Origin of the sequence: Streptomyces sp. SudanB5_2050, from assembly GCF_964272335.1 — a bacterium.
GTDB classification, from domain to species: domain Bacteria; phylum Actinomycetota; class Actinomycetes; order Streptomycetales; family Streptomycetaceae; genus Streptomyces; species Streptomyces rochei.
Genome location: NZ_OZ186760.1, coordinates 7,648,211 through 7,669,698, shown reverse-complemented (window position 1 = coordinate 7,669,698; position 21,488 = coordinate 7,648,211). Strand labels below are relative to the sequence as shown.

The 21,488-nt window shown below is 70.0% G+C and carries 24 protein-coding genes and 1 pseudogene; 12 read left to right on the top strand and 13 right to left on the bottom strand.

What is annotated here, in order from left to right:
• Positions 1 to 78: 78 nt before the first annotated feature.
• From ACFZP7_RS33565 to ACFZP7_RS33550, 4 genes are read left to right on the top strand one after another with little or no spacing between them, the layout of a single operon-like run.
• Complete coding sequence (locus ACFZP7_RS33565; protein ID WP_385637944.1) at positions 79 to 999, top strand: ABC transporter ATP-binding protein; 921 nt, start codon at positions 79 to 81, stop codon at positions 997 to 999.
• A complete protein-coding gene (locus ACFZP7_RS33560) occupies positions 996 to 1,886 on the top strand; it encodes an ABC transporter permease (protein WP_385637942.1) in 891 nt (296 codons plus the stop codon). The genes ACFZP7_RS33565 and ACFZP7_RS33560 overlap by 4 nt, the downstream gene beginning before the upstream one ends.
• A gap of 46 nt (positions 1,887 to 1,932) precedes the next feature.
• The gene (locus tag ACFZP7_RS33555; RefSeq protein ID WP_355516681.1) at positions 1,933 to 2,637 is read left to right on the top strand and encodes a response regulator transcription factor; all 705 of its coding nucleotides are present in this window, start codon (positions 1,933 to 1,935) and stop codon (positions 2,635 to 2,637) included.
• A complete protein-coding gene (locus tag ACFZP7_RS33550) occupies positions 2,634 to 4,148 on the top strand; it encodes an ATP-binding protein (protein ID WP_385637940.1) in 1,515 nt (504 codons plus the stop codon). The genes ACFZP7_RS33555 and ACFZP7_RS33550 overlap by 4 nt, the downstream gene beginning before the upstream one ends.
• 434 nt (positions 4,149 to 4,582) lie before the next feature.
• On the opposite strand, the gene ACFZP7_RS33545 is transcribed toward ACFZP7_RS33550, so the two are convergent.
• From ACFZP7_RS33545 to ACFZP7_RS33535, 3 genes and pseudogenes are all read right to left on the bottom strand, one after another.
• Positions 4,583 to 5,341 carry a PIG-L deacetylase family protein gene (locus ACFZP7_RS33545; RefSeq protein ID WP_031014722.1) on the bottom strand — a complete coding sequence of 253 codons (759 nt, stop codon included), beginning with the start codon at positions 5,339 to 5,341 and terminating at the stop codon, positions 4,583 to 4,585.
• 245 nt (positions 5,342 to 5,586) lie between these two features.
• Positions 5,587 to 5,976 (bottom strand): annotated as a pseudogene (locus ACFZP7_RS33540) (transposase); the annotation flags it as partial.
• An 8-nt stretch (positions 5,977 to 5,984) separates the two neighbouring features.
• Positions 5,985 to 7,190 (bottom strand): MFS transporter, encoded by a 1,206-nt coding sequence (locus ACFZP7_RS33535; protein WP_307852373.1) that lies wholly within the window; start codon positions 7,188 to 7,190, stop codon positions 5,985 to 5,987.
• Positions 7,191 to 7,245: 55 nt separating this feature from the next.
• On the opposite strand from ACFZP7_RS33535, the gene ACFZP7_RS33530 reads away from it, so the two are divergent.
• Positions 7,246 to 7,989 (top strand): helix-turn-helix transcriptional regulator, encoded by a 744-nt coding sequence (locus ACFZP7_RS33530; protein WP_031014726.1) that lies wholly within the window; start codon positions 7,246 to 7,248, stop codon positions 7,987 to 7,989.
• Between the two features lie 89 nt (positions 7,990 to 8,078).
• Here ACFZP7_RS33530 and ACFZP7_RS33525 read toward each other — a convergent pair whose 3' ends face one another.
• Entirely contained in the window at positions 8,079 to 8,474 is a 396-nt protein-coding gene (locus ACFZP7_RS33525; protein ID WP_078911814.1) for a hypothetical protein, read from the bottom strand.
• 190 nt (positions 8,475 to 8,664) lie between these two features.
• The gene (locus ACFZP7_RS33520) at positions 8,665 to 9,522 is read right to left on the bottom strand and encodes a MerR family transcriptional regulator (protein WP_031014732.1); all 858 of its coding nucleotides are present in this window, start codon (positions 9,520 to 9,522) and stop codon (positions 8,665 to 8,667) included.
• Positions 9,523 to 9,844: 322 nt separating this feature from the next.
• Here ACFZP7_RS33520 and ACFZP7_RS33515 point away from each other — a divergent pair, with 322 nt between their 5' ends.
• Positions 9,845 to 10,492 carry a dihydrofolate reductase family protein gene (locus ACFZP7_RS33515; protein ID WP_031014734.1) on the top strand — a complete coding sequence of 216 codons (648 nt, stop codon included), beginning with the start codon at positions 9,845 to 9,847 and terminating at the stop codon, positions 10,490 to 10,492.
• Between the two features lie 145 nt (positions 10,493 to 10,637).
• On the opposite strand, the gene ACFZP7_RS33510 is transcribed toward ACFZP7_RS33515, so the two are convergent.
• Positions 10,638 to 10,823, bottom strand: a complete 186-nt coding sequence (locus ACFZP7_RS33510) for a hypothetical protein (protein WP_019328317.1) — start codon at positions 10,821 to 10,823, stop codon at positions 10,638 to 10,640.
• Positions 10,824 to 11,145: 322 nt separating this feature from the next.
• Between ACFZP7_RS33510 and ACFZP7_RS33505 the strand changes: the two genes are divergently transcribed.
• The 3 genes from ACFZP7_RS33505 (at position 11,146) to ACFZP7_RS33495 (ending at position 13,449) form a co-directional block, all read left to right on the top strand.
• Positions 11,146 to 11,694 (top strand): hypothetical protein, encoded by a 549-nt coding sequence (locus tag ACFZP7_RS33505; protein ID WP_385637934.1) that lies wholly within the window; start codon positions 11,146 to 11,148, stop codon positions 11,692 to 11,694.
• A gap of 167 nt (positions 11,695 to 11,861) precedes the next feature.
• Positions 11,862 to 12,038 carry a hypothetical protein gene (locus ACFZP7_RS33500; protein WP_158718791.1) on the top strand — a complete coding sequence of 59 codons (177 nt, stop codon included), beginning with the start codon at positions 11,862 to 11,864 and terminating at the stop codon, positions 12,036 to 12,038.
• A 67-nt stretch (positions 12,039 to 12,105) separates the two neighbouring features.
• A complete protein-coding gene (locus tag ACFZP7_RS33495; protein WP_385637932.1) occupies positions 12,106 to 13,449 on the top strand; it encodes a glycosyltransferase in 1,344 nt (447 codons plus the stop codon).
• 252 nt (positions 13,450 to 13,701) lie between these two features.
• Here ACFZP7_RS33495 and ACFZP7_RS33490 read toward each other — a convergent pair whose 3' ends face one another.
• Positions 13,702 to 14,451, bottom strand: coding sequence for an SDR family oxidoreductase (locus tag ACFZP7_RS33490; protein WP_385637929.1), 750 nt, complete (start codon positions 14,449 to 14,451; stop codon positions 13,702 to 13,704).
• A 13-nt stretch (positions 14,452 to 14,464) separates the two neighbouring features.
• The gene (locus tag ACFZP7_RS33485; protein ID WP_385637927.1) at positions 14,465 to 15,214 is read right to left on the bottom strand and encodes an SDR family NAD(P)-dependent oxidoreductase; all 750 of its coding nucleotides are present in this window, start codon (positions 15,212 to 15,214) and stop codon (positions 14,465 to 14,467) included.
• Between the two features lie 116 nt (positions 15,215 to 15,330).
• On the opposite strand from ACFZP7_RS33485, the gene ACFZP7_RS33480 reads away from it, so the two are divergent.
• Positions 15,331 to 15,930: a TetR/AcrR family transcriptional regulator gene (locus tag ACFZP7_RS33480; protein ID WP_019328312.1), complete on the top strand. Its 600-nt coding sequence runs from the start codon at positions 15,331 to 15,333 to the stop codon at positions 15,928 to 15,930.
• A gap of 119 nt (positions 15,931 to 16,049) precedes the next feature.
• Here the strand turns inward: ACFZP7_RS33480 and ACFZP7_RS33475 are convergent, their stop codons facing one another.
• The 4 genes from ACFZP7_RS33475 to ACFZP7_RS33460 form a co-directional block, all read right to left on the bottom strand.
• A complete protein-coding gene (locus ACFZP7_RS33475; protein ID WP_385637924.1) occupies positions 16,050 to 16,907 on the bottom strand; it encodes a maleylpyruvate isomerase family mycothiol-dependent enzyme in 858 nt (285 codons plus the stop codon).
• A gap of 234 nt (positions 16,908 to 17,141) precedes the next feature.
• Positions 17,142 to 17,327 carry a DUF1737 domain-containing protein gene (locus ACFZP7_RS33470; protein WP_029393943.1) on the bottom strand — a complete coding sequence of 62 codons (186 nt, stop codon included), beginning with the start codon at positions 17,325 to 17,327 and terminating at the stop codon, positions 17,142 to 17,144.
• A 71-nt stretch (positions 17,328 to 17,398) separates the two neighbouring features.
• Positions 17,399 to 17,974, bottom strand: a complete 576-nt coding sequence (locus tag ACFZP7_RS33465) for a hypothetical protein (protein WP_220670046.1) — start codon at positions 17,972 to 17,974, stop codon at positions 17,399 to 17,401.
• A gap of 45 nt (positions 17,975 to 18,019) precedes the next feature.
• Positions 18,020 to 18,781 carry an SDR family oxidoreductase gene (locus ACFZP7_RS33460; RefSeq protein ID WP_385638568.1) on the bottom strand — a complete coding sequence of 254 codons (762 nt, stop codon included), beginning with the start codon at positions 18,779 to 18,781 and terminating at the stop codon, positions 18,020 to 18,022.
• A 184-nt stretch (positions 18,782 to 18,965) separates the two neighbouring features.
• On the opposite strand from ACFZP7_RS33460, the gene ACFZP7_RS33455 reads away from it, so the two are divergent.
• Positions 18,966 to 19,889, top strand: a complete 924-nt coding sequence (locus tag ACFZP7_RS33455; RefSeq protein ID WP_385637922.1) for a helix-turn-helix domain-containing protein — start codon at positions 18,966 to 18,968, stop codon at positions 19,887 to 19,889.
• Positions 19,799 to 20,203: a type II toxin-antitoxin system PemK/MazF family toxin gene (locus ACFZP7_RS33450; protein WP_385637920.1), complete on the top strand. Its 405-nt coding sequence runs from the start codon at positions 19,799 to 19,801 to the stop codon at positions 20,201 to 20,203. Before ACFZP7_RS33455 ends, ACFZP7_RS33450 begins: the two co-directional genes overlap by 91 nt.
• Before the next feature lie 172 nt (positions 20,204 to 20,375).
• On the opposite strand, the gene ACFZP7_RS33445 is transcribed toward ACFZP7_RS33450, so the two are convergent.
• Positions 20,376 to 21,488, bottom strand: a complete 1,113-nt coding sequence (locus tag ACFZP7_RS33445) for a sensor histidine kinase (protein ID WP_385637919.1) — start codon at positions 21,486 to 21,488, stop codon at positions 20,376 to 20,378.

The window sequence follows — 21,488 nt, the reverse complement described above, 5'->3', positions numbered from 1 at the left end:
CCGGCACAGGTTGTGCGGCCACGTTGGTGGCGTGCGGGTGGCCTTCGCTTGCACACCACCACCGGGTCTGGAGTTCCGATGATCGAAGTACGAGGTCTGACCAAACGCTACGGCGAGGTCCTCGCCGTGGACGATCTGACCTTCGCCGTGCGCCCCGGGGAAGTGACCGGCTTCCTGGGACCCAACGGTGCCGGCAAGTCGACGACGTTGCGCATGATCCTGGGGCTGGACGCCGCCACGTCCGGTACGGCGACCGTGTCCGGGCTGCCGTACCCGGATCAGCCCTCGCCCTTGAAGGCGGTCGGTGCGCTGCTGGATCCGAGCGCCGTGCTGCCCAGCCGTACGGCCTTCCACCACCTGCTGGCGCTCGCCGCCGGCAACGGCATCCCGCGCGGCCGGGTGGACGAGGTCCTCGCGGAAGTCGGGCTGGAGAAGGTGGGACGACGCCGTGCGGGGGCGTACTCCCTGGGCATGCGTCAGCGGCTGGGTATCGCCGCCGCGCTGCTGGGAGACCCTCCCGTGCTGGTCTTCGACGAACCGCTCAACGGGCTGGACCCGGAGGGCATCGTGTGGATCCGCTCGCTGATGCGGAGGATGGCGGCCGAGGGTCGCGCCGTGCTGATGTCCAGCCATCTGATGAGCGAGATGGAGCTCACCGCCGACCACCTCATCGTCATCGGCCGCGGAAAGCTGATCGCCGACATGCCCATGAAGGACTTCATCGCCGCACACTCCGAGCGCGAGGTCCTGGTCCGCACCCCGCAGTCCGAAGCGCTGCGCGAGCTGCTGGTCACGGCCGTCGAGGTAGGGGACGAAGACGACGACGCGCTGGTCGTGACCGGGCTGGAGGCAGCGGAGATCGGCGCGCTGGCGTCGATGAGTGGCGTGGAGCTGCACGAACTCACCCCGCGGCGGGTGTCCCTGGAAAGGGCGTTCATGGATTTGACCAGCGAGGCCGTGGAGTATCGGACGGAGTCGGAGAAGGTGACGGACCGATGAGACAGCCGATGAAGCAGCCCATCGTGCGGCCGGCCTCCGAGCCGACGAGGTTCCCGCCCGTACGGCGGCTCCGGTCGGTTCCGCGTCGCGGGCGTGAGCGGGGCGAGGCGGCGACCTTCGCGCACTGCCTGCACGCCGAGTGGATCAAGATCCGGACGATGCGGTCGACGCTGTACGTGCTGCTCGGCACCCTGGCCTTCTGCGCCGGGCTCGCCGCGTTGAACGGCTGGTCGGCGGGCGAGGAGTTCGCGGGCATGAGCCCGGCGGACCAGGCCGTCTTCGATCCGCTCGCCACCAGCCTGCGGGGCTACCTGATCGCGCAGATCACCCTGGGCCTGCTCGGCGGTCTGGTCATCACCTCGGAGTACGGCGCGCGTACGATCGTCTCCACCCTCGCCTCCGTTCCCCACCGCGGGAGGGTGTTGGCGTCCAAGGCCGTGGTGCTGGTGGCCGTGGCGTTCCCGACCGGACTGGTGGTCTCGCTGACCGGGTTCCTGGTCGGGCAGGCGGCGCTGTCGGGAGCCGGCGCTCCGCATCTGGCGCTGTCCGACGGCACAGCGCTGCGAGGCGTCTTCGGCGGTGGGCTCTACCTCTCACTCGCCGGGCTGTTCGGACTCGCCCTGGGGGCGGTGATCCGCTCCACCACGGCGACGGTGACCACGTTGTTCGGGGTGATGCTCATCGTCCAGGCGTTCGCCCCGGCGCTGCCCGGCGGACTCGGGGACTGGGTGTCGACGTACTGGCCGCCCATCGCCGGCGGCCAGATCATCACCGCCTACCGGGACCCGGCCCTGCTCACGCCCTGGGCGGGCCTTTGCGTCATGGCCGGGTGCGTGGCGGTCATGATGGGAGCGGCCCATGCCGTCTTCCGCAAGCGGGACGCCTAGCGGGGCGCGACAGTGAAGGCAGAGCCACCGACCGGGGACGGGTGCCATGACGGTGAGACAACGACTGCTGCTGGTGGAGGACGAGCCCACACTGCGTGAGCTGCTGTCCGCCAGCTTGCGCCTGGCGGGCTTCCAGGTGATCCCGGCCGAGACGGGCGCGCAGGCGCTCGCCTCGGTCCGCGAGGAGCGGCCCGACCTGATCGTCCTGGACGTGATGCTGCCCGACTTCGACGGCTTCGAGGTGGCCCGCCGCCTGCGGGAACAACCCGCGGGCCACCACGGCACACACCCGCCGATCCTCTTCCTGACCGCCCGGGACGCCGCCGAGGACCGCATCAGCGGCCTACGGGCAGGCGGGGACGACTACGTCACCAAGCCCTTCAACCTCGAAGAACTGGTCCTGCGCATCCAGGCCGTGCTGCGCCGCACCAGCGGCCGCCGCACGGACGGTCTCCTGGTCGTGGACGACTTGGAACTCGACCCGGACAGTCATCAGGTGACCCGGGGCGGCCGGCCGGTCGCTCTCTCCCCGACCGAGTTCAGCCTGCTCCGCGTGCTGATGGAGAACACCGGGCAGGTCATGTCCAGGGAACAACTCCTGGACCGGGTGTGGCACTTCGACTTCAACGGCGACGACTCCATCGTCGCCTCCTACATCAGTTACCTGCGCCGCAAGATCGACACCCGGGAGCCGAAGCTGATCCACACCGTGCGCGGCACCGGCTACGTCCTGCGCAGGCCACGCTCATGAGCGTCACGGCCTCGCGCTGGTCCCTCAGCCGGGTGTCGCTGCGCGGACGAGTCGTGACCATCAGTCTGCTGCTGGTCGTCGCCGCCCTGCTGACGAGCAACGCCCTGCTCGTCACCCTGCTGCAACGCCAACTGACGCAGCAGTTGGACGACCGTCTGCGCGCCATCACCACCACGGCCGCGCGCCTTCCGGTTCCCGCCGACACACCGGACGGGGCCCCCTCCGTGGCGCCTGACACGGCGGGGCGCGAGCTGGTCGGCGACGTCTACGTGGCGTACCTCGATGCCGAGGGCCGGGCCCGGCGTACGTTGCGCCCGGCCACGGAGAGCCTCCCGCAGATCCCCACGCTCGACTCCGAGGCCGTCGCGGCCCACGACGATCGCCCCTTCACGGTCTCGGCCGAGGACGGCGGCACCTGGCGTGTGATCGCCATGCCGCAGCAACCCGTACAGTCGCCGGTGGCCGACCCGTCCGCCGCCACCGGCAGCGTAGTCGTGGCCGGTTCGCTGACAGAGGTCAATTCGACGATACGGCACCTGGGCGTGTGGATGCTGGTCATCGATTCCCTCGTTCTCGTCCTGCTGGGTGTCGTCGCCTGGTTCGCGCTCCGGGCCGGTCTCGGACCGCTGCGACGCATCGAGACGACCGCGGCGGCCATCGCGGGCGGCGACCTCACCCGGCGCGTCCCCCAGCCCCTCACCACCCGCACCGAACTCGGCCGTCTGTCCGCGGCGCTCAACGGCATGCTGGACCGGATCGAGGCCGGCGACGCCGCCCGCGCCGCCACCAACGAACGCATGCGCACCTTCATCGCGGACGCCAGCCACGAACTGCGCACCCCCCTGTTCGGCATCAAGGGCTTCACCGAGCTGTACCGGATGGGCGGCATGCCTCGACGCGAGGACGTCGACTCCGCGATGAGCCGGATCGAGCGCGAGGCGGCCCGACTCGTGCGCATCGTGGAGGATCTGCTGCTCCTCGCCCGTCTCGCCGAGGCTCCCACCGCCGACGCGCACCTGCCGCTCCAGACCACCCCGATGGACCTGCGCTCACTGGCCGCCGACGCCCTGCACGACCTGCGGGCCCTGGCTCCCGAACGTCCCGTCACTCTGACCGGCCCGGACGGCGGCCCACCCGGTGGTGCCCCGGTACTCGGCGACGAGTCGCGTCTGCGTCAGGTGACCTCCAACCTCGTCGGCAACGCCATCGCCCACACACTGCCCGGTACACCGGTACGCATCGGAGTCGGGACACTGGGAGACCGGGCGGTCCTCGAGCTGAGCGACCAGGGACCGGGGATGACGGCCGAGCAGGCCACCCACGTCTTCGACCGCTTCTACCGCGCGGACACGGCCCGTACCCGCGCCCACACCGGAGGAGCCGGGCTCGGCCTGTCCATCGTCCATGCCCTGGTCACCGCACACCACGGCCGAGTCGACGTCCGCACCGCCCCCGGCAAGGGAGCCACCTTCCGCATCCTGCTGCCGCTGCACACCGACACCGGCGACTGAAGCCCAGCACCCACGCCCCCGTCTCCGAGGCACCTGAGGACTCGGCGTCCCTGCCGGGGATCGAATCGACCGTGAACGAGGCGGACGAACGGGAACTGATCCAGATCACGCCGTCGCCGAGGCTGGTCAGCAGGTCGAGGGTCGATTGCGGGCCCGCGGTGATATCGCCGGTGAGCACGATGTGGCCGGCGGTGCTGACATCTGGTTCGGCCGGAGCGCGACGTTCGCACGCTGGTCCGGTGTTCACGGCTCCACCATCACCCGCGCCATCGGCGAGGTATGCCACTGCTACCGCCGGCACGGAGACACGGATCCGCCGACCGGTCACCGGACGCAAGAATAGGGACACTCAACTCCGGAAAGCACAGACAGAACGAGCTGCGCGGTCACCGAAATGGCAACATGCCACGCACACTCTCCCAGGCTGAACCCGGTCAGACGGTGAGCTCCGTCTGCGCTGTTGGCGCGGCAGTCGAGGCTTGGCGGATGAACCATTCCGTGGCGAACAGCCGGTGCCGAGTGTCCGGCGGAAGGCCGGCGATCACGCCGGGCAGGGCTCCCCGCTCCACCTCGGAGCGGTGCGCCAGTACGGCGGCGATCTTCTGGTCCAGCCAGGGGCTGACGTCAACGGTAGCGTTGACCTGCCCGTCCGGGACGCTGTAGACCGCCTTGCGCGCGCCGATGACGTCTTTGAGGGCCGGTACGGCTGAGTGCGGGTGTGTGGCCAGGTAGAGAGCCCGCGGCCGCCAGGGGTCACCTGCGTCCGGGTAGAGCCGTTCAAGTCCCGCTGCCTGGGCAGCAAGCATGGTCACCCGGTGGGTGTGCACGTGGTCGGGATGCCCGGGCAGCCCGCCGTATGCGTCATGGGTCACGAGAATGTCCGGGCGGAACTGCCTGATGTGTGTCACCAGTCGACGCACCGCCTCATCGAGCGGCGCGTCGCACCACCGCACACTGCCCGGGGCCGAGTCCGGTACACGCGCATCGGCGTACCCCAGCATCCGCGGTTCGCCGGCGCCGAGGATGCGCAGCGCCTCGGCCAGCTCCCGAGCCCGCACCGTGCCTGTGGCCCAGGTTGCCGTGACGACCGCGGTGCGCGCGCCCGCAGCCGCATGACGGGCCAGCACACCGCCCGCGGACAACGACTCGTCGTCCGGGTGAGCGAACACCGCGAGCAGACTCGGTACCGTCACGAGTCAGACCACCTCCCAGCGCGCGGGCGAGGGCCCTGATCGTACGCTGACCAGGGCAGGGCGAGCGAACGAGTCGTGACCACCTTCGCCCCACACAGTGAACTGGGCGTACTCGACCAGTTCAACGACACGCTCCCCTTCGGTGAAACGCATGGCCACCGCCGACCTGGCCCGTCTCCCCTCCTGGCCTCCTCGGCCGCTGCGCTACTCGCGGCGCGACGATCTCCGTCAGCACGGTCCGCATCACGGGCGCGGCGGCCCGCGCGGCCGGCCAGGAGACGTGCTGCTGGTGTCCTTGCTGCACGAGCCCCGGAGGCATGCTGGTGCGCGCGGGCGATGGTGGAGCTACCGGATATCGTCCACTTCACCGTGCCGGCTGCGTCCTGGTGTACCTGGACGTGTTCGAGCAGCTTCGCCCAGGTGCCGTCCGTCTCCCAGCGGGGGAAGCGTTCGTAGATGGTCTGTCAGGGGCCGTAGCGGTCCGGCACGTCCCGCCAGGGTGTGCCGGTTCGCAGGCGCCACAGCACGCCGTTGATGACCTGCCGGTGGTCCCGCCATGGCCGTCCCCGTCCGTCAGTTCTCCCCGGCAGACGGCAGGATTCATGCTCGGACACGTCCTCGTCCGTCCGGGACATACGCGTGCTCACTGGCCGGCGTGGGGCTGCGCGTCTTGTCGTGCGGTTGCGGGCGCGAGCTTGACGGTCCTGGTGGCGGGGGCAGCGGGTTCGGGCAGGGTGCGGAAGAGGAGCCAGCTCAGGGCGGGCATGGCGATCAGGGGAGTGAGGGCGGTCTGGAGGGTGGTGGTGTCGGCGAGGTGTCCCAGCAGGGGGCTGATGAGGCCGCCGATGCTGACGGTGAGGCCGAGGGTGATGCCGCTGGCGGTGCCGATGCGGGAGGGTAGGTAGTCCTGGCCGAGGGTGACCTGGAGGGAGAAGGGGACGTACAGGCCGGCGGAGGTGAGGGCCACGAAGAGGAACATGGCCGGCCCGGGTGTGTAGATCACGCCGGTAACGGCGGCGACGGAGAGCAGGTAGGACCAGCGTGAGACGCGGACGCGGTCGTAGCGGCCGGCCAGAGACCCGCCCAGGACCGAGCCGACGGCGCCTCCCAGGAACAGCAGGAACAGGGCGACGGTCCCCGCGGTGGGGCTGCCTTGCATTCGCTGCTGGGCGTAGAGGGAGATGAAGGTGCTCAGGCCGGTGAAGACGACGGAGCGGAAGACGACCGCGAAGGACAGCTTCACGAACGAGGCCACGTCGTCCGCGCTGCGGGGCGTCTGGGTCTTGGCCGTTCCGGTCTGGGGGCGGGCGAGCATCCGCAGGACGGGCACGCACAGGGCGGCGCCGACGAGCGCGGGCAGGACGAGGACGGGTGTCCAGTGCAGGGAGCCGTGTCCGATCGCGGCCGCCACCATGAGCGGGGCGAGCGCGAAGCCGATGTTGCCGCCGAGGGAGAACCAGCCCATCGCGCTGTGACTGCCCTGGCTGGCCTGCCGTGCCGCGCGGGCGGATTCCGGGTGGTAGGCGGCCACGCCGATTCCGGAGACGGCGACGAAGAACAGGGTGAGTCCGTAGGAGCCGCTCAGACCGCTCAGCGCGATGCCCACTCCGCCCAGCAGGGTGCTGACCGGCAGCAGCCACGGCATCGCCCACCGGTCGGTGAGCAGCCCGAACAGCGGTTGGGCCACCGACGACAGCAAGGAGGCCGCGAGCACGATGCCGGAGGCGACCGCGTAGGTGTAGTCCCGTTCGGCCACGAAGAACGGGATCAGCGCCGCGACGGCGCCCTGGTAGATGTCGACGCAGGCGTGCCCCACGGCCAGCAGCACAATCGATGTATTCCTCTGCACCTCACCCATGCTGGAAGGACCACCCGGTGTCGCGCTTTCGATAGATTGACAAGTGATGCAGAAAATCCGCCACACTCCTGTCGCGCCGACCCGGACCCAGCGCCTGGCTCCCGGCGGCGAGATCGACGCGCACCGCCACGACGACCATCAGATCGCCTACGCCAGCCGCGGCACCATCGCGGTGACCACCGACGCCGGCTCCTGGATCGCCCCCGCCACCCGCGCGCTCTGGATCCCCGCCGGCACCGTCCACCAGCACCAGGCCCACGGCGAACTCGACCTCCACCTCGTCGGCCTGCCTATCACCGACAACCCCCTCGGCCTGGACAAACCCGCCGTCCTCGCCGTCAGCCCCCTCCTGCGCGAACTCATCGTCGCCTACACCTGCGACCCCAGCAACGACAGCCCGTCCCACCGTCGCCTGCGCGCCGTCATGCTCGACCAGCTCGCCCTCGCCCCCGAACGCCCCCTGCACCTGCCGGCACCCACTGACCCCCTGCTGCGTGAACTGCACGACATCCTGCGCACCGACCCGGCCGACAACCGCTCCCTCGACGACCTCGGGCGCCAGATCGGCGCCAGCGCCCGTACTCTCTCCCGCCGCCTCCGCGGCGACCTCGGCCTCACCTACCCCGAGTGGCGCACCCAGATCAGGCTCCACCACGCCCTGATCCTCCTGGCGGACGACACCCCCGTCACCACCGTCGCCCACCACTGCGGCTGGTCATCAGCCAGCACCTTCATCAGCGTCTTCCGCCGCACCTTCGGCCACACCCCCGGCGCCCGCCTCATCACCTGACTACGCCACTCGGCCAGCGCATGAACTGTCAAGGTCCTTTGTCAGACAGGGCCTAGTGGTCGGCCGGACAGGCTGCCGTATTGCGGCAGTCAGTTGAAGGCGTCGGTCATGCAGTCCGCCCAGCAGTCGGAGGCCTCATAGCGCCGGCGGAGGGCGGCAGCTGCTTCTTCGCGCTCCACGACGAGGTACCCGTAGTGCCGACGCGCCACCCTGGTCACGTCTCCGACCGTGACGATGGCCGGTTCGTCATGTGCGGCCCGGCGGCGCGCTTCGGCGATTGCCATGTCCGCGGAACGCAGCAGGTTTCTGGAACGGTCCCGGACCCCGGCTGCCTGGGCCCGTTTCACTGAGAGGGGGCGCAGGACACGCCCCCTCCAGATGTAGCCGGCGGCGACAAGGATGAGACCGAGCGCTACGAACAGGAGTCCGCCGGGGGCGTGAGGTCGCATCTGCCCAGTGTTCACCACTCGCGTGGTGATCGTCATGCCCACGTCGCTGCACCCTAGTTGAGGGTGCGAGTGGAGAGTGACAGACGGTACTGGTAGACGAGCGGGCGGCCTGCTCTTGGGCTCCCCTCACGCAGTACCCAACGGCTTCCGGAGGCACCGTTGTTACGTTCGCGCTGCACGCATTCCAGGTTGCTCTTGTCGGGCTTGCCCCGAGCGCCTGTACCAGTCAGCAGGTCTGCGGGGTGTCGCCGTCCTGGTCGGCAGAGTGAAGCAGTTCGATGACACGTTCCTCGTACCGGACGCGGGCCGGGGAGAAGTCGTACGGCATCTTGCCGATGGCCTCCATCGGGCTCATCCTCGCCGCGCCTTCCTCCGCGCCGGCGTGCTCGTCCTCCTGGTCCAGGAGACCTTCGAGAGCCTCGTCCAGGCCGGACCTGTCGATGGCGGCTCCCAAGGCGGCCTCATGGGCACACCGCTGGGCAGCCAGGTCTTCGATGCGGGGGTCGTCGGGGGACATGGTGTCGTCCAGGGCCGCCTCGGCCTCGGCCAGGCGGTCTTCCTCGGCCCGCAACTCGGGGTGGGTGGCCAGGACGATGAACCGGTCGGCCTGGACGGCGGCGCCCAGGGAGCCGAAGGTGCGCTCCGTGACCAGCAGGGTATCGAGATCAGCCGGGCGCAGGGACCCGGGCGGCAGAGCATGCAGGCGGCCACTGACCAGCGGTGAGAGCAGGCCCAGGGGGCTGCCCACCTCGCGGAGCCGGTGTACGGCGGCCCGCTGGGCTTCGATGGCGGCCGCCTTGGAGACGAGGGACTCCTCCAGCCGGGCCAGGGACTGCTCGATGCCGGTGGCGCCCTCGAAGCCGGACCGGATGTCGTCCAGGGAGATTCCCGCGTCAGCCATCCTGCGGATCCACAGCAAGCGGATCATGTCGTCGTGTCCGTAGCGGCGGCGGTCGTCGCTGCCGCGTTCTGGTTCGGGGAGGAGCCCGATGGCGTGGTAGTGGCGGATGGCGCGGGGTGTGGTCCCGGCGAACGCGGCGGCATCGCCGATCTTGACCCGTCGGGGGAACGCAGGAAGGGGCATGCGCGGGAACCTCTCAGTGTCGTGCTCGCCGCCTACTGGACCACATGCCGCTACGGCAGGTGCAAGCCCCGCGCCCGTAGGCGCGCCCCGCGCTCGGCCGGCCCGACCAGCACGAGCACCCCGGTACACGGTCACAGCCCTGCGGACTGGCGATGCTCAAGTAGGCGGAGGCTGACTGGCTGCATGGGGATCCCAGCCCGGAGCGGATGGACGAGAACACTGAAGTGGCTGCGAGCACGGCTGCGATGACTTTTTCCGGCCCCGGGGGTCTACCCTTCCGACAGCGATGATCAGAGATCACCGAACGGGAGCAGGTAGCACCATGACGCAGTTGCTGCGGGTCCAGAACTTCACCGTCTCGAGCGATGGATTCGGCGCGGGCGAGGGACAGAGTCTGGAGCGCCCCTTCGGCCACGCCGATCCGATGAGCTTGCTGAGCTGGGCCGGCACCACGGCCAGCTGGAACATGCGGACGGAGCCGGGCGGCACCCGCGGATTGGACGACTACTTCATCCGCGACTATGACCACAACATCGGCGCCGAGATCATGGGCCGCAACAAGTTCGGCCCGCTGCGCGGCCCCTGGGAGAACGAGGAGTGGCAGGGATGGTGGGGCGACGAGCCTCCCTTCCACACGCCGGTCTTCGTCATGACCCACCACACCCGCCCGTCCTTCACCTTGTCGGACACGACCTTCCACTTCACCGACGAGGACCCCGCCAAGGTCTTGGAGCGGGCGAAGGAAGCGGCCCAGGGTAAGGACGTCCGCGTCGGCGGCGGCGCCACGACCATCCGCGCCTTCCTGGAGGCGGACCTGATGGACACCCTGCACGTGGTGGTGAACCCGTCGATCACGCTCGGCACCGGTGCCCGCCTGTGGGAGTCCCCGGATGAGCTGACCGACCGCTTCCACCTCGACGTGGTCCCCAGCCCCAGCGGGGTCGTCCACCACCTGTTCTGGCGGAAATGACGCACTGAGAACTGTTCAGGCGCCGACGAGCACGGGCGCCTTTGACGGAAGGGGCCGGGCCGGCTGTGACCTCGTCTGGAGGGCAGGGCCGGCAGGCGCCACCTGCCCTCGGCAAAAGCAGTGACAGGCACGCACACCGGCAGATCTACAGGGCGTGTGGGGGCGTCCTCGGCTCGAACGCGCTCCTCGGTGCGCTCGGCGGGTTGGCGGCTGTCCGGTGCAGGACGTGTGCGAGTTCCCGACGTATGCGGTCGGCTTCGCCGCGGACCTGGACGGGGACATCGCCGCGTTCGGCGACGAGGCGGTCGTAGACGGGGGTCTCCTGGAACACAGTAGGACGGTTTCCTTTCAACGGACGGCTCGCCGGACCGGAGCAGCCTACGGTCCCACGGACGCGAACCGAACGACCGGCCCGCCCTTCGCCTCTGGCACGACGCAGGCAACCTTCCCCAAACGGCGCGCCGGCAGGGGCAGATGGTGGAGTGGCGGACCCGCCGGTGTGCTGCTCCCCCTCTACCGAGCCGCCCCTGTGCCCGTAACCAATGACGCATGACTGGGCGCGACACGGCCCCCTCGTCGATGCGACCGCCCTACGAGCCAGATCTACGTAAACTTTGGTTCCCATCTGTCGATGGGTAAACTATAGTTGTCGCATGACGGATTATGAGATCACTCCCCAAGAACAGGACGAACTCAGCAAAGCGCTGTACGACGCCCTGAATCCGCTGGCCTCGGCGATCCGCTCCCGGCAGAGCGGGCTGCCCGCTGACCGCATGTGGGAAGCGGAACCCGTCGAAGTGGCCCTGTCCGTCCTGGCCGCCTGGAAGGTGATGGATGCCGAGGTCAAGCGCCTGACCGCGCACGCCGCGGCGACCGCCGGCTCCTACGGCGCCAGCTACGAGCAGATGGGAGCCGTCTGGGGCATCACCCGGCAGGGAGCCCGCAAGAAATGGCCCGACGCCGTCAGCCGCACAGCGACCGCAACAGCAGGCAGGAGCACGCTCGCGCTGTTCGGAGGGACTGCCGAACTGCTGCAGGCGCCGTCCGGCGACTGGGGTTGGACGGGCGTGGGCGCTGACGGAGCGTCCGCCACGGCCGCCGAGGGGGCGTGTCACGCGACCGCGGAAGAAGCGGCAGCCCATGCGGGCGCCTTCCTCAAAGAACACGCCCTCGACCGTTCCCCACAAGCCCGTACGCGGTGAGCGATGGGACGACCGCACCGCACTGCTCATCCGGCCGTCTGATCCGAGACGAGGAGCGTCGCTCCTGAGGTGCTTGCGCTCAGCCAGTCCGCGCGCGACGCGACACTTGCCAGAGCTACCTCACCAGCGGAATGACCATTTGTACGGTATGCCTTAAAGATCCCCTGATGAGAGGTTCCGGCATGACCTACGACGAACTGGCCACCACAGGCTCCGGCCTTTCGCTGTTCGGCATCGCGCTGGGGCAGACCTGGCTGGTGGCGGTCGCCTTCGCTCTCACGCTCGCCGGCGCGCTCCTGGTCCGGGTCACGTTCCGGCGGGGCAAGGGCGCAGATGAGGTATAGAACTGAGGGCTCCCGTGCCCGAGCGGGCCGGGCCCGCCTTTCCCTGCCCGGGGCACGGTACGTCCGCGTGGGCGGGAAGGGCGCGCTCGTCGCCTTGCCCTTCGTCATCGTCACCGGCTGGGCCACCTGGCATCTGCTGGAGCTGACCGTGTGGCGTGACGGCACCGATCCGGGTCTGGGTGTCGTCTGGCTGGTCTCCTTCCTCCTGCTGTGGTGGCTGCCCATGTGCTGGCTGGAGCGTCCGGCCACCGTCACGGAGTCCGAACGGCCCGGCATCGACGGGCTGCGGGTGACCGTCCAGATCCCCGTCTACAACGAGGACCCTCAGGCGCTCCGCGCTTGTCTGGAGTCCGTGCTCGGCCAGTCCCGTCGTGTGCAGCGGGTGCGCGTCGTCGACGACGGCTCCGTCGACGGCGCGACGGGTGCTCCGCTGCTCTACGAGGCCGAGCGTGCCCTCCTCCTCCGCGAGGCCGGGAGGCTCGGCATCGAGGCAACGTGGGACCGCACCCCGAACCGGGGCAAGCGGTGGGCCCAGATGCATGTGCTGCACGAGGATGACGCCGATGTGTTCGTCACCCTCGACAGCGACTCGGTTCTCGACGAGCACGCGGTGGCGGAAGGGCTGAAGCCGTTCGCCGATCCGCGGGTGAAGTCCGTGGCGGGGCTCGTGGTCCCGCTCAACGTGAAGACGAACCTCCTGACCCGGCTCACCGCGGTGCTGTACCTCCCCTTCACCCGGGGCCTGCGCAGCGCGCAGTCCGTGCTCGGCTCCGTCCTGATCAATTCCGGCACGCTCGCCTTCTACCGTGCCGAGGTCGTGCGCAAGCACGCCGGGGTCTACGAGCGGGAGAGCTTCCGCGGCGTTCCGATGCAGATGAACGACGACTCGATGCTGACCATGTACGCGCGCCTGGAGGGCCGGACGGTGCACCAGCCGTCCGCCGTGTGCTTCACCCTCGTACCGGACAGGCCGCGGCACTACTTCCGTCAGCAGCTGCGCTGGATGCGCGGTACGACCGTGCGGCACCTGTGGTGGCTGCGTCACATGCCGGTACGCTCGCTGGCCTTCTGGATGCCCGTGGTCGAGTACGCCCACCTCGTCCTGGCCCTGCTCGTGCCCGTCACCGTTCTGTTCACCCCGCACCTGCGTGAACAGACGGGATCGCTGGCCTGGTACACGCTGATTCTGGGCTGCGCCCTGAACTACCTCGTCAGCCTGCGCCTGTTCGCCGTCCGCAGGACCGACGAGACACTGGGACATCAAGTCCTCATGTTCGTCCTCTCCCCCGCTGCCGGGCTGTGGCGGCTGATCGTGCTTCGCCCCCTCTACCTGTACGCCATGGCGACCTGCTGGCGGATCGGCGACTGGGGCACCCGCACCGCTGTCGAGGTGCGGGTGGCTCCCGCGTAGACGGTCGGGTGGTCCCGCCCGGTTCCCCGTGTGCGCGGGCGCCGGGCGGGGCCGGCCGGTTGCCTCATTCCGCGCCGACCGAGCGCTGGTGTCACAGTGCGGCGAGCTGACCGCCGTCCACCGGGACGCAGAAACCCGTCTGGAAGTCGTCGCCGACGGCGGCGGCATGAACGTCACCAACCGCGTCCAAGCGGCCATGGCCGGCGGCCGGGCAAGCGTTCTCGCTCGCGAGCTATGCGGGAAGAGGAGCCCCTAGTAGGCGAGTTGTCCGATGCCCCCGTCGACGCGCAGCACGGTTCCCGCGGTGTAGGCGGATTCGTCGGAGGCGAGATAGACCGCCGCCTTCGCCAACTCGGTGGCGGTGCCCAGGCGGTGGAGGGGGACGGTCTGCCGGAGTTCCTCGTAGAGGGCGGCCTGGCGCTCGGGGCCGAGGGACGCGAACGCGTTGGTGATCGTCGGCCCCGGGCTCAGCCCGTTGACGCGGATGCCCCGTCCCTTCAGCTCATGGGTCAGCCCGCGCGTGTAGGAGAGCAGTCCCGCCTTCGCGGCGCCGTAGACCGTCGCGTTCTCGTGTCCGATGTACGCGGAGACGGAGCCTACGAGAATGACCGAGGAGGGGTGCGCGAAGAGCGGCAGCAGGTTCCTGATCAGGAAGAACGGCGCCTTGAAATTGGTCGCGACGAGTCGGTCGAACGCCTCCTCGGTCCACTCCTCGATGGGGAGGTGGGTGACGTCGGCGGCGTTGCTCATCAGGATGTCGAGTTTCGGCCATTGCTCCTGGAGCCGCGCCGCGAGCGCGGCCTGGCCGGGTACGTCGCCGGCGTCACTGACGATGGTCAGCAGCGGCCCGTCCAGTTGCCGGGCCGCGGCGTCCAGCCTTTCCTGAGAGCGGCCGGTGATGGCGACCGTGGCTCCCTCGGCGAGGAACTCGCGGGCCGTTTCCAGGCCGATGCCACTCGTCCCTCCTGTGATCAGGGCGTGCTTTCCCGCAAGACGGTTCATGGGTGTCTCCTCCTCAGATCGCGGTGCGGCCACCGTCGGCGGCCACGATCGCTCCGGTCATGTAGCTGGCCCGGTCACTGGCGAGGAAGGCGATCACCTGGGCCACCTCGGCCGGGTCGGAAGTGCGCTTGAGCGCGGTGGTGAGCCCCATGCCGCCCAGGTCCGGGCCCATCGCCGCCACCACCTTCGACGTGCGCATCGGACCCGGAGCGACGGCGTTGACCCGCACGTTCGACTCGGCGAACTCCGCCGCCCAGGTGCGGGTCAGCGATTCGAGCGCCGCCTTGGTGGCGCCGTAGACGGCCATGCCCGGCATGCCCAGGCCGGCGGCGGTGGAGCTGACGTTGACGACGCTGCCGCCGCCGCGCGCCGCCATCTTCTCCGCGAGCAGCGCCGTGAGCAGGAACGGGGCCCGTACATTGACCGCGAAGGCGGCCTCGTAGGCGGCGGGATCCTGCGCGGTGGTCGGGGAGAACGTCAGCACGCTCGCGTTGTTGACCAGGATGTCGACGGCTCCGGCCTCGGCGGCCAGCTGCCGCACATCGGCCACGTCGGCCATGTCGGCAGCGACGAAACGCACCGTGCCGGTGGACTGGCCGGCGACTGCGGCGAGGTCTTCCGCGACCCGCGCGCCGCGCTGTGGGTCGATGCCGGTCAGGATCAGATCCGCGCCGCCCTCGGCCAGCACCTTGGCCGTCGCGTGCCCGAGTCCGCCGACCGCTCCGGATCCGGTGACGAGTGCCGTCTTGCCTGCGAATTCCATTGTCGCGCCCTTCGCGTCGGCCAGGACGACCGACTTCTGTGCGTCCGTTCAAGAAGTGATGCGACGGAAGCTACGACTTCTTGAACGCCAAGTCAAGAAGTCGTAGTATCGAGGACGTGGCACGAACCGGACGCCCCCGCGAGTTCGACAAGGAACAGACGCTGGAGCGCGCACTCAAACTGTTCTGGTCCCGGGGATACGGGGCCACGTCGATCCAGGACCTGGTCGACGCGCTGTCCGTCGAGCGCGGCAGCCTTTACGGCACGTTCGGCGACAAGCGTCGCTTCTACCTGGAAGCCGTCAGGCTCTACTGGGAGGTGTACGAGCGGCGTCTGATCGCCACGCTCGACACCAGCCCGCTCCTGCCCGCGCTGCGCGAGATCCTGACCCATCCCGCGCGGCTGGACGAATTCATCTCCGACGTGGGTGTGCCGCAGGGCTGCCTGGTCGGCAACACGACCGCCGAACTGGTCCCCCAGGACACCGAAGCCACGGAGATCGTCGCCCGCTCGTACTCCCGGTTCACCGAGATCGTCACCGCCGCGCTGGAGCGCGCCCAGGCCGCAGGAGAGGTCACGGACAAGGCCCGGCCCGAGGCCCAGGCAAGCATGCTCCTCTATCTGGTCCAGGGTCTCTCGCTCGTCTCGCGGGCGGGGCTCGACCGGACCGCGGCCCTGGCGGCGATCGACACCGCGGTGGACGGGTTGCGGGCCTGACCGAGACTCGCGGCACCGCGGACCGGCCCTGTTCGCACGTCGATCGCGCGGGCGGCTCGCGGGCGACGTGCGGGCGGCCCCCGGCCGTACTTCCGCTGATCGCCGCGAACCGGTCGGCGTCAGTAGACGATGGACACGACCTGGCACGCTGCCTCGGCCAGTTCACGGTCTCCCTCGATACGGGCGCGAGCCACGGCGGCGTCCGGTTGGATGCCGCGGGTGCACAGGCGCCAGGCTGTTTCGGCGTCCAGGCGGACGCGCGCGGCAGGGCCATCGGCGTCCGGCTCGTCGAGCGACCAGCGGTCCTCGGTGGCCGTGACCGTCCAGGTGCCGCCGGCCGGTCCGTCGACCCGCACCTGGACCCGCGTACCGACCGACGCCGTGACCTCGCGCAGCGTGTGGGGCAGGGCCCGCATGAAGGTGTCCAGGACGACGGACAGATAGCGCGGATCGTGATCGGTACCCTGGCCGACGGCGTGGCGGATCTGCTGGCGGTGAGTCCAGAACTCGGTGAAGTCGCGGGCGCTGTCCAGCCACATCGGCGCCGGATCGATCCCGGCCCAGGACACCCCCAGCGACGGCGAGTCGAGGTCAACGGCTTCGAAGAACGAGGCCACCTGCCCGCCGATCAGGTCAAGGGTGTCGATGAGCGCCGTCGGGCTCACCCGGCGGCAGGCGTCGACCCATTCCTGGTTGATGCGGTGGATGAACGCCTCCAGGCTCTCGCCCCGCGCGAAACCAGGGCCGCCCCGGTAGCCGTCGCGATCCCGAGCGAGACGCCCGTAAAAGTCGCCCAGAAGGTGCGCGGCAAGATCCCGGACCGTCCATCCCGGGACCGCCTCCTTGTCCCAGTCGGCCGGCGCCAGGCGACGCAGCGTTGCCATCAGCGCGTCCTGCTCCGGGGCGAACAGAGAGCGGGCGTCGATCGGAGCGCCGAGCCAGGAATGGCCCGGCACCTCTGCGGACTGGGCGTTCATGGATCGAGCCTGCCAACCGGACGACCGTTTCGCCAACCGATTTCGGGCTACCGCGGCTCGGTGAGCGTGAAGCCTTGGACGCGATCATCTACGTGGCGGCTTCGAGTTGTACCCGGCGGCGACCGCCGCCGGCTCACCCGGCGGGACGAGGACCGGGTGTGGGCCGGGGTCTGCCGTCCGGCAAGAGCTGCGACAACGACCGCCCGTGCCGCCGTCTCCGACCGGGTGAGCGGCCTACGGTCGGGCCGGCCAGAGGAGCGCCTGGGCGACGATGACGCTTTCACCGTTGAAGGTGACGGCGGGACCTCCGTGCAGTTCGTAGCCCAGATCCAACATCTCGCTCACGCGTCGGCAGAACGTGGCGTCGTCCGGACCGGTCAGGACTCGGTAGACGGGCAACCCGTCTGGTGGTGTGCTCATGAGACCAAGGATCGCAGGCACGGCCGCCGCTCAGAACATCGCGGGGAGGGGAGGTACGAACTCCGGTTCCCTCAGAGTTTGCCTGCCATGAGGACCGTGCGATGCCCCCCGAGCGCGCGGGAGAGCCCTTCGAGGAATCCGGGGCTGAAGTCGGGCCAGTCCCAGAACTCGAAACCGAGATACCCGAGGGCGAAGTAGTCATCCGACCAGGTCCACGCAGTCAGGTCGCCAGTGCGCCGACAATGCGGGCAGGTGACTGCCGCGCTGCCCGTGTCGCTCCAGGCGTTGATGGCCTCACCGAAGGGTTCCCACGCACCCTCGATCTCCTCCAGCCGGTCGGTGTAGAAATCCGCCCGCCCGGCACAATGGGGGCACACCGCGAACCTTGGGTCGCCCTGACCGCAGTGGAAGACGGTGCGGCCGGTCTCGATCGTGAGTCCGCCGCTGGGCTCCCAGTCCTCCTGATCGACCGCCTTGGCCCAGGACGGACCGGGCGGATGCCCCGACGGTGCCCCGAGAACACAGTCGGTGAGCTCGGCCCGGACTATCCCCTCTCTGACCAGCCAGTCGAGTCCGCTGTCTGCAAGGGTGCGGGCGTCCGCAGGTGTGGCGTCGAGGTCGACGACGGTCTGGAAGTAGTTCCCCATGAGGCAACAGTAGAGCCGGCCACCGACAGCGCCTCCCCCACCAGTTCATCCCTCGCGGCCCGGCAGCATGGCCAGAGCCCGGGAGCGCTGGGCGACAAGGTCGTCGTAGGTGCCGTCGCGCTCGGCCCAGCGGTGCATGAGGACCCCCTTCACCAGGACTTCCCGAGGGGTGGGCTCCTGTGCGAGCAGGTCCATGACCTCGGTGGCGAAAGCGTCGAGCGGGAGCGCGCGCGGATTCACCTTCTCCTGGCCCGCCGTGGCGACCGCCGGAGGGACGAGTTCGACGACGTCGACGCCCGTGCCGTCGAGCTGGGCGCGAAGCGCCTCGGAATAGGCGTGTACGGCGGCCTTCGAAGCGGCGTACGTGGGCATGGGCGGGAACGGCAGGAACCCGATGCCGGAGCTGACGGTGATGAAGGCTCCTTCTCCTCTCCGGACCAGGTGCGGGGTGAAGGCGTCGATGACCCGGATGGTGCCCACCAGGTTGGTGTCGATCGTCGTCCTGGTCGCCTCGAAGTGCGCGGGGTCGCGCAAGTCCTCCATGAGCATGACGCCCTGCATCGTCACCACGGTGTCCAGTTGGGGATACCGAGTCAGCACCGCGTCGCGGGCGGCTTCGACGGAGGCGCCGTCCGTGACGTCGATGCCGAACGCGCCGAAGCCTTCACCGACGAGTTCCGCCAGGGCCTGCGGGCTGCGGCCGCCGACGGCCACGGTGCTGCCCGCTGCGGCGAAGCGGCCGGCCAGTTCCCGGCCGATGCCGGAGGTCCCGCCCACGACGAGAACGGTGCGGTCGGAGAGATCCACGAGGTCTTCCCTTCGGTCCAGGGCGCCGACGGCCTGCAGGCTCACGGCGCAGTGCTGTTCCGTGTCCTTCGAAGGGCACGGGTGACCCAGCCTGCCGGAACCCGCCCGGTGTGGGAGGGCTCCGGTCTTCCCTGGTCCTGTCAGGGCCCCCTCAGCGTCACGCACCCCGCGTTACGGTGTCGGCATGAAGGACGAGGACTCCGGCAACCGGCTCGGCAGCTACCTTCGGGCCCGGCGTGCGCTGGTCACCCCGGAGCGGGCGGGGCTCCCGGCCGGGGGTAACCGGCGGGTGCCCGGCCTGCGCCGTGAGGAAGTCGCCCTGCTCGCCGGAATCAGCCCCGACTACTACCTGCGTCTGGAACGCGGCCGCGACAGGAACCCCTCCCCCCAGGTCCTCACGTCACTCGCGCGCGTCCTGCAACTCGACGACGTCGAGCAGACGTATCTGCTCGGACTGGCTGCACCCCGTCCCAGGGCACGGCGCCGCAGGCGAGCGGAGCACGTGCCGGCACGGGTGCGTCAGCTCCTTGCCCACCTGCAGGTTCCCGCGTTCGTCGAAGGCCGCACCTTCGACGTTCTGGATTCCAATCCCATGGCCGTCGCACTCTCCCCTCGCCTGCGAGCCGGTCAGAACCGGCTTCTCTCCTTCTTCCTCGATCCGGAGGAGCAGGCCTTTCACCAGGACTGGGCCGAGGCCGCGGCCGGCTTCGTCGCCGCGCTGCGCACGACCATCGGGGACGACACCGACAACCCCCGGTTCGTCGAACTCGTCGGCGAGCTCGCACTGAACAGTCAGCGGTTCCGCACCCTGTGGGCCCGCCACGACGTGCGCGACCTCACGGGGGGAACGACCACCGTCCACCACCCCGTGGTCGGTGAACTACGGCTGCACCGCGACAAACTGCCCATCGACGACGTCCTGCTTGTCGTCTACTACCCCGACAAGGACAGCGACAGCGACGAGAAGCTGCACCTTCTCGCCGCGCTCTCGTCCACCGGCACCGCATCGGAGGGATCGTGCAACGTGGCGAAGTCTGGTGGGTCCGGTTCGACGAGCGGAGGCTCGTCGTCCTGCTGTCAGGGGACGAAGCGTCCGGGTTCCGAGTGATGCAGGTCGTCGCTCCGGCGGGCGTCGACATCAGCGGTCTGGGGATCGAAGTGGCGGTCGGCGCCGATGAAGGACTGCCGCTCGAAGGGGTGCTGCGGCTCGCGTTCCGGCGTCCGGGCTTTACACCGTGCACGTGGCTGACCACCGTGTCCCGGGACGACCTGATCGAGCGGGCGGCTGTCCTGTCCTCCAGGAAGCTCGACGAGATCGACGAGGCCCTCCGACTCGCCGAGCAGGCACCGGAGCCGACCCCGGCGACGACCGCGAAGCTCAGCGAGATGAGGGAGGCCCTCCGTCGCGGTGAACTCGGGTAGCCGGAGAGGGAGCCGACACCCGCGACGGCATGGGCGACGGAGGCCGTTCGGTGCGGTCTCGCGTACGGTGATCCGGCAGCCCGGCGTATCGGCGGGCGGGGTTCGCCGAGGGCATGCGGGCGGCCGCCCGTCCGGGCTGTGTTGCGCCGGCGGTGACCGCGGGGCCGGGGGCTCAGGTCTCCGCCGGGGGCAGGAGCACCTCGAAGCGGCAGCCGCCGGGGATGTTGCGGACCGTGGCGCGGCCGCGGTGAGCCTCGACGATGCCGCGCACGATGGCCAGGCCCAGACCCGCGCCGGCCGGGGGCGTACGGGCGTGGGAGCCGCGCCAGCCGGTGTCGAAGACCCGGGGCAGGTCCTCCTCGGGGATGCCGCCGCAGCCGTCGGTCACCGAGACCACCACCCCCTCCCGGGAGCGCTCGGCGGCGACCGCGACCGTGCCGTCGGCAGGGGTGCGGCGGATCGCGTTGACGAGGAGGTTGCCGAGGACCCGGCTCATTTCCTTGCCGTCCACCTCGACCGGTACGGCCGCCACCGCGTCGCCGACCAGCCGTACGCCGTGCTCGCGGGCCAGCGGGTCCGCGCCCGCGAGGGCGTCGCCGACCAGATCGTAGAGGGAGATCCGGGCCGGAGCGAGGGAAAGTGTGCCGGCGTGTATGCGGGAGAGTTCGAAGAGGTCGCCGACCATGTCATTGAGGCGTTCCACCTCGGTACGGATCTGACGCAGATAGCGGTCGGGGTCGGCGGCGACGCCGTCCTCCAGTGCCTCGGACATGGCGCGCAGGCCGGCCAGGGGGGTGCGCAGGTCGTGCGAGATCCAGGCGACCAGTTCCCGCCGGGAGGACTCCAGGGCGCGTTCCCGGGCGCGTGACTCGGCCAGGCGGGCGCTGGTCGCCGCCAGCTCCCGGCTGAGCGCGTCCAGTTCGGCGGTGGCCGGGGTGGTGGGTGCGGCGTAGTCGCCGCCGTCGCCGAACGAGCGGGCCGCCTCCGCCAGTTCGCGGCTTCGGGCGACCACCCAGCGGCCGAGCAACAGCGCGGTGGCGAGGGAGACGACGGCGGCCATCGCCACGACGGTCGTGACGACGGTCAGGTCGTGGGGGGACAGGAACATCGCCCAGGCGACGGCGAGGGTGCCCGCGAGCATCGCGAGGACGGCGACGGCCGCCACCACGGCGAGCGACGCTGTCAGTGAGCGACGCCGGATCAGCCGCAGCACGCCCGCGCCGACCAGGCCGGCGGCGGCGGCACCGGCGAAGGCGTAGAGGGCGATGAGGAGGGTGTCGCGCAC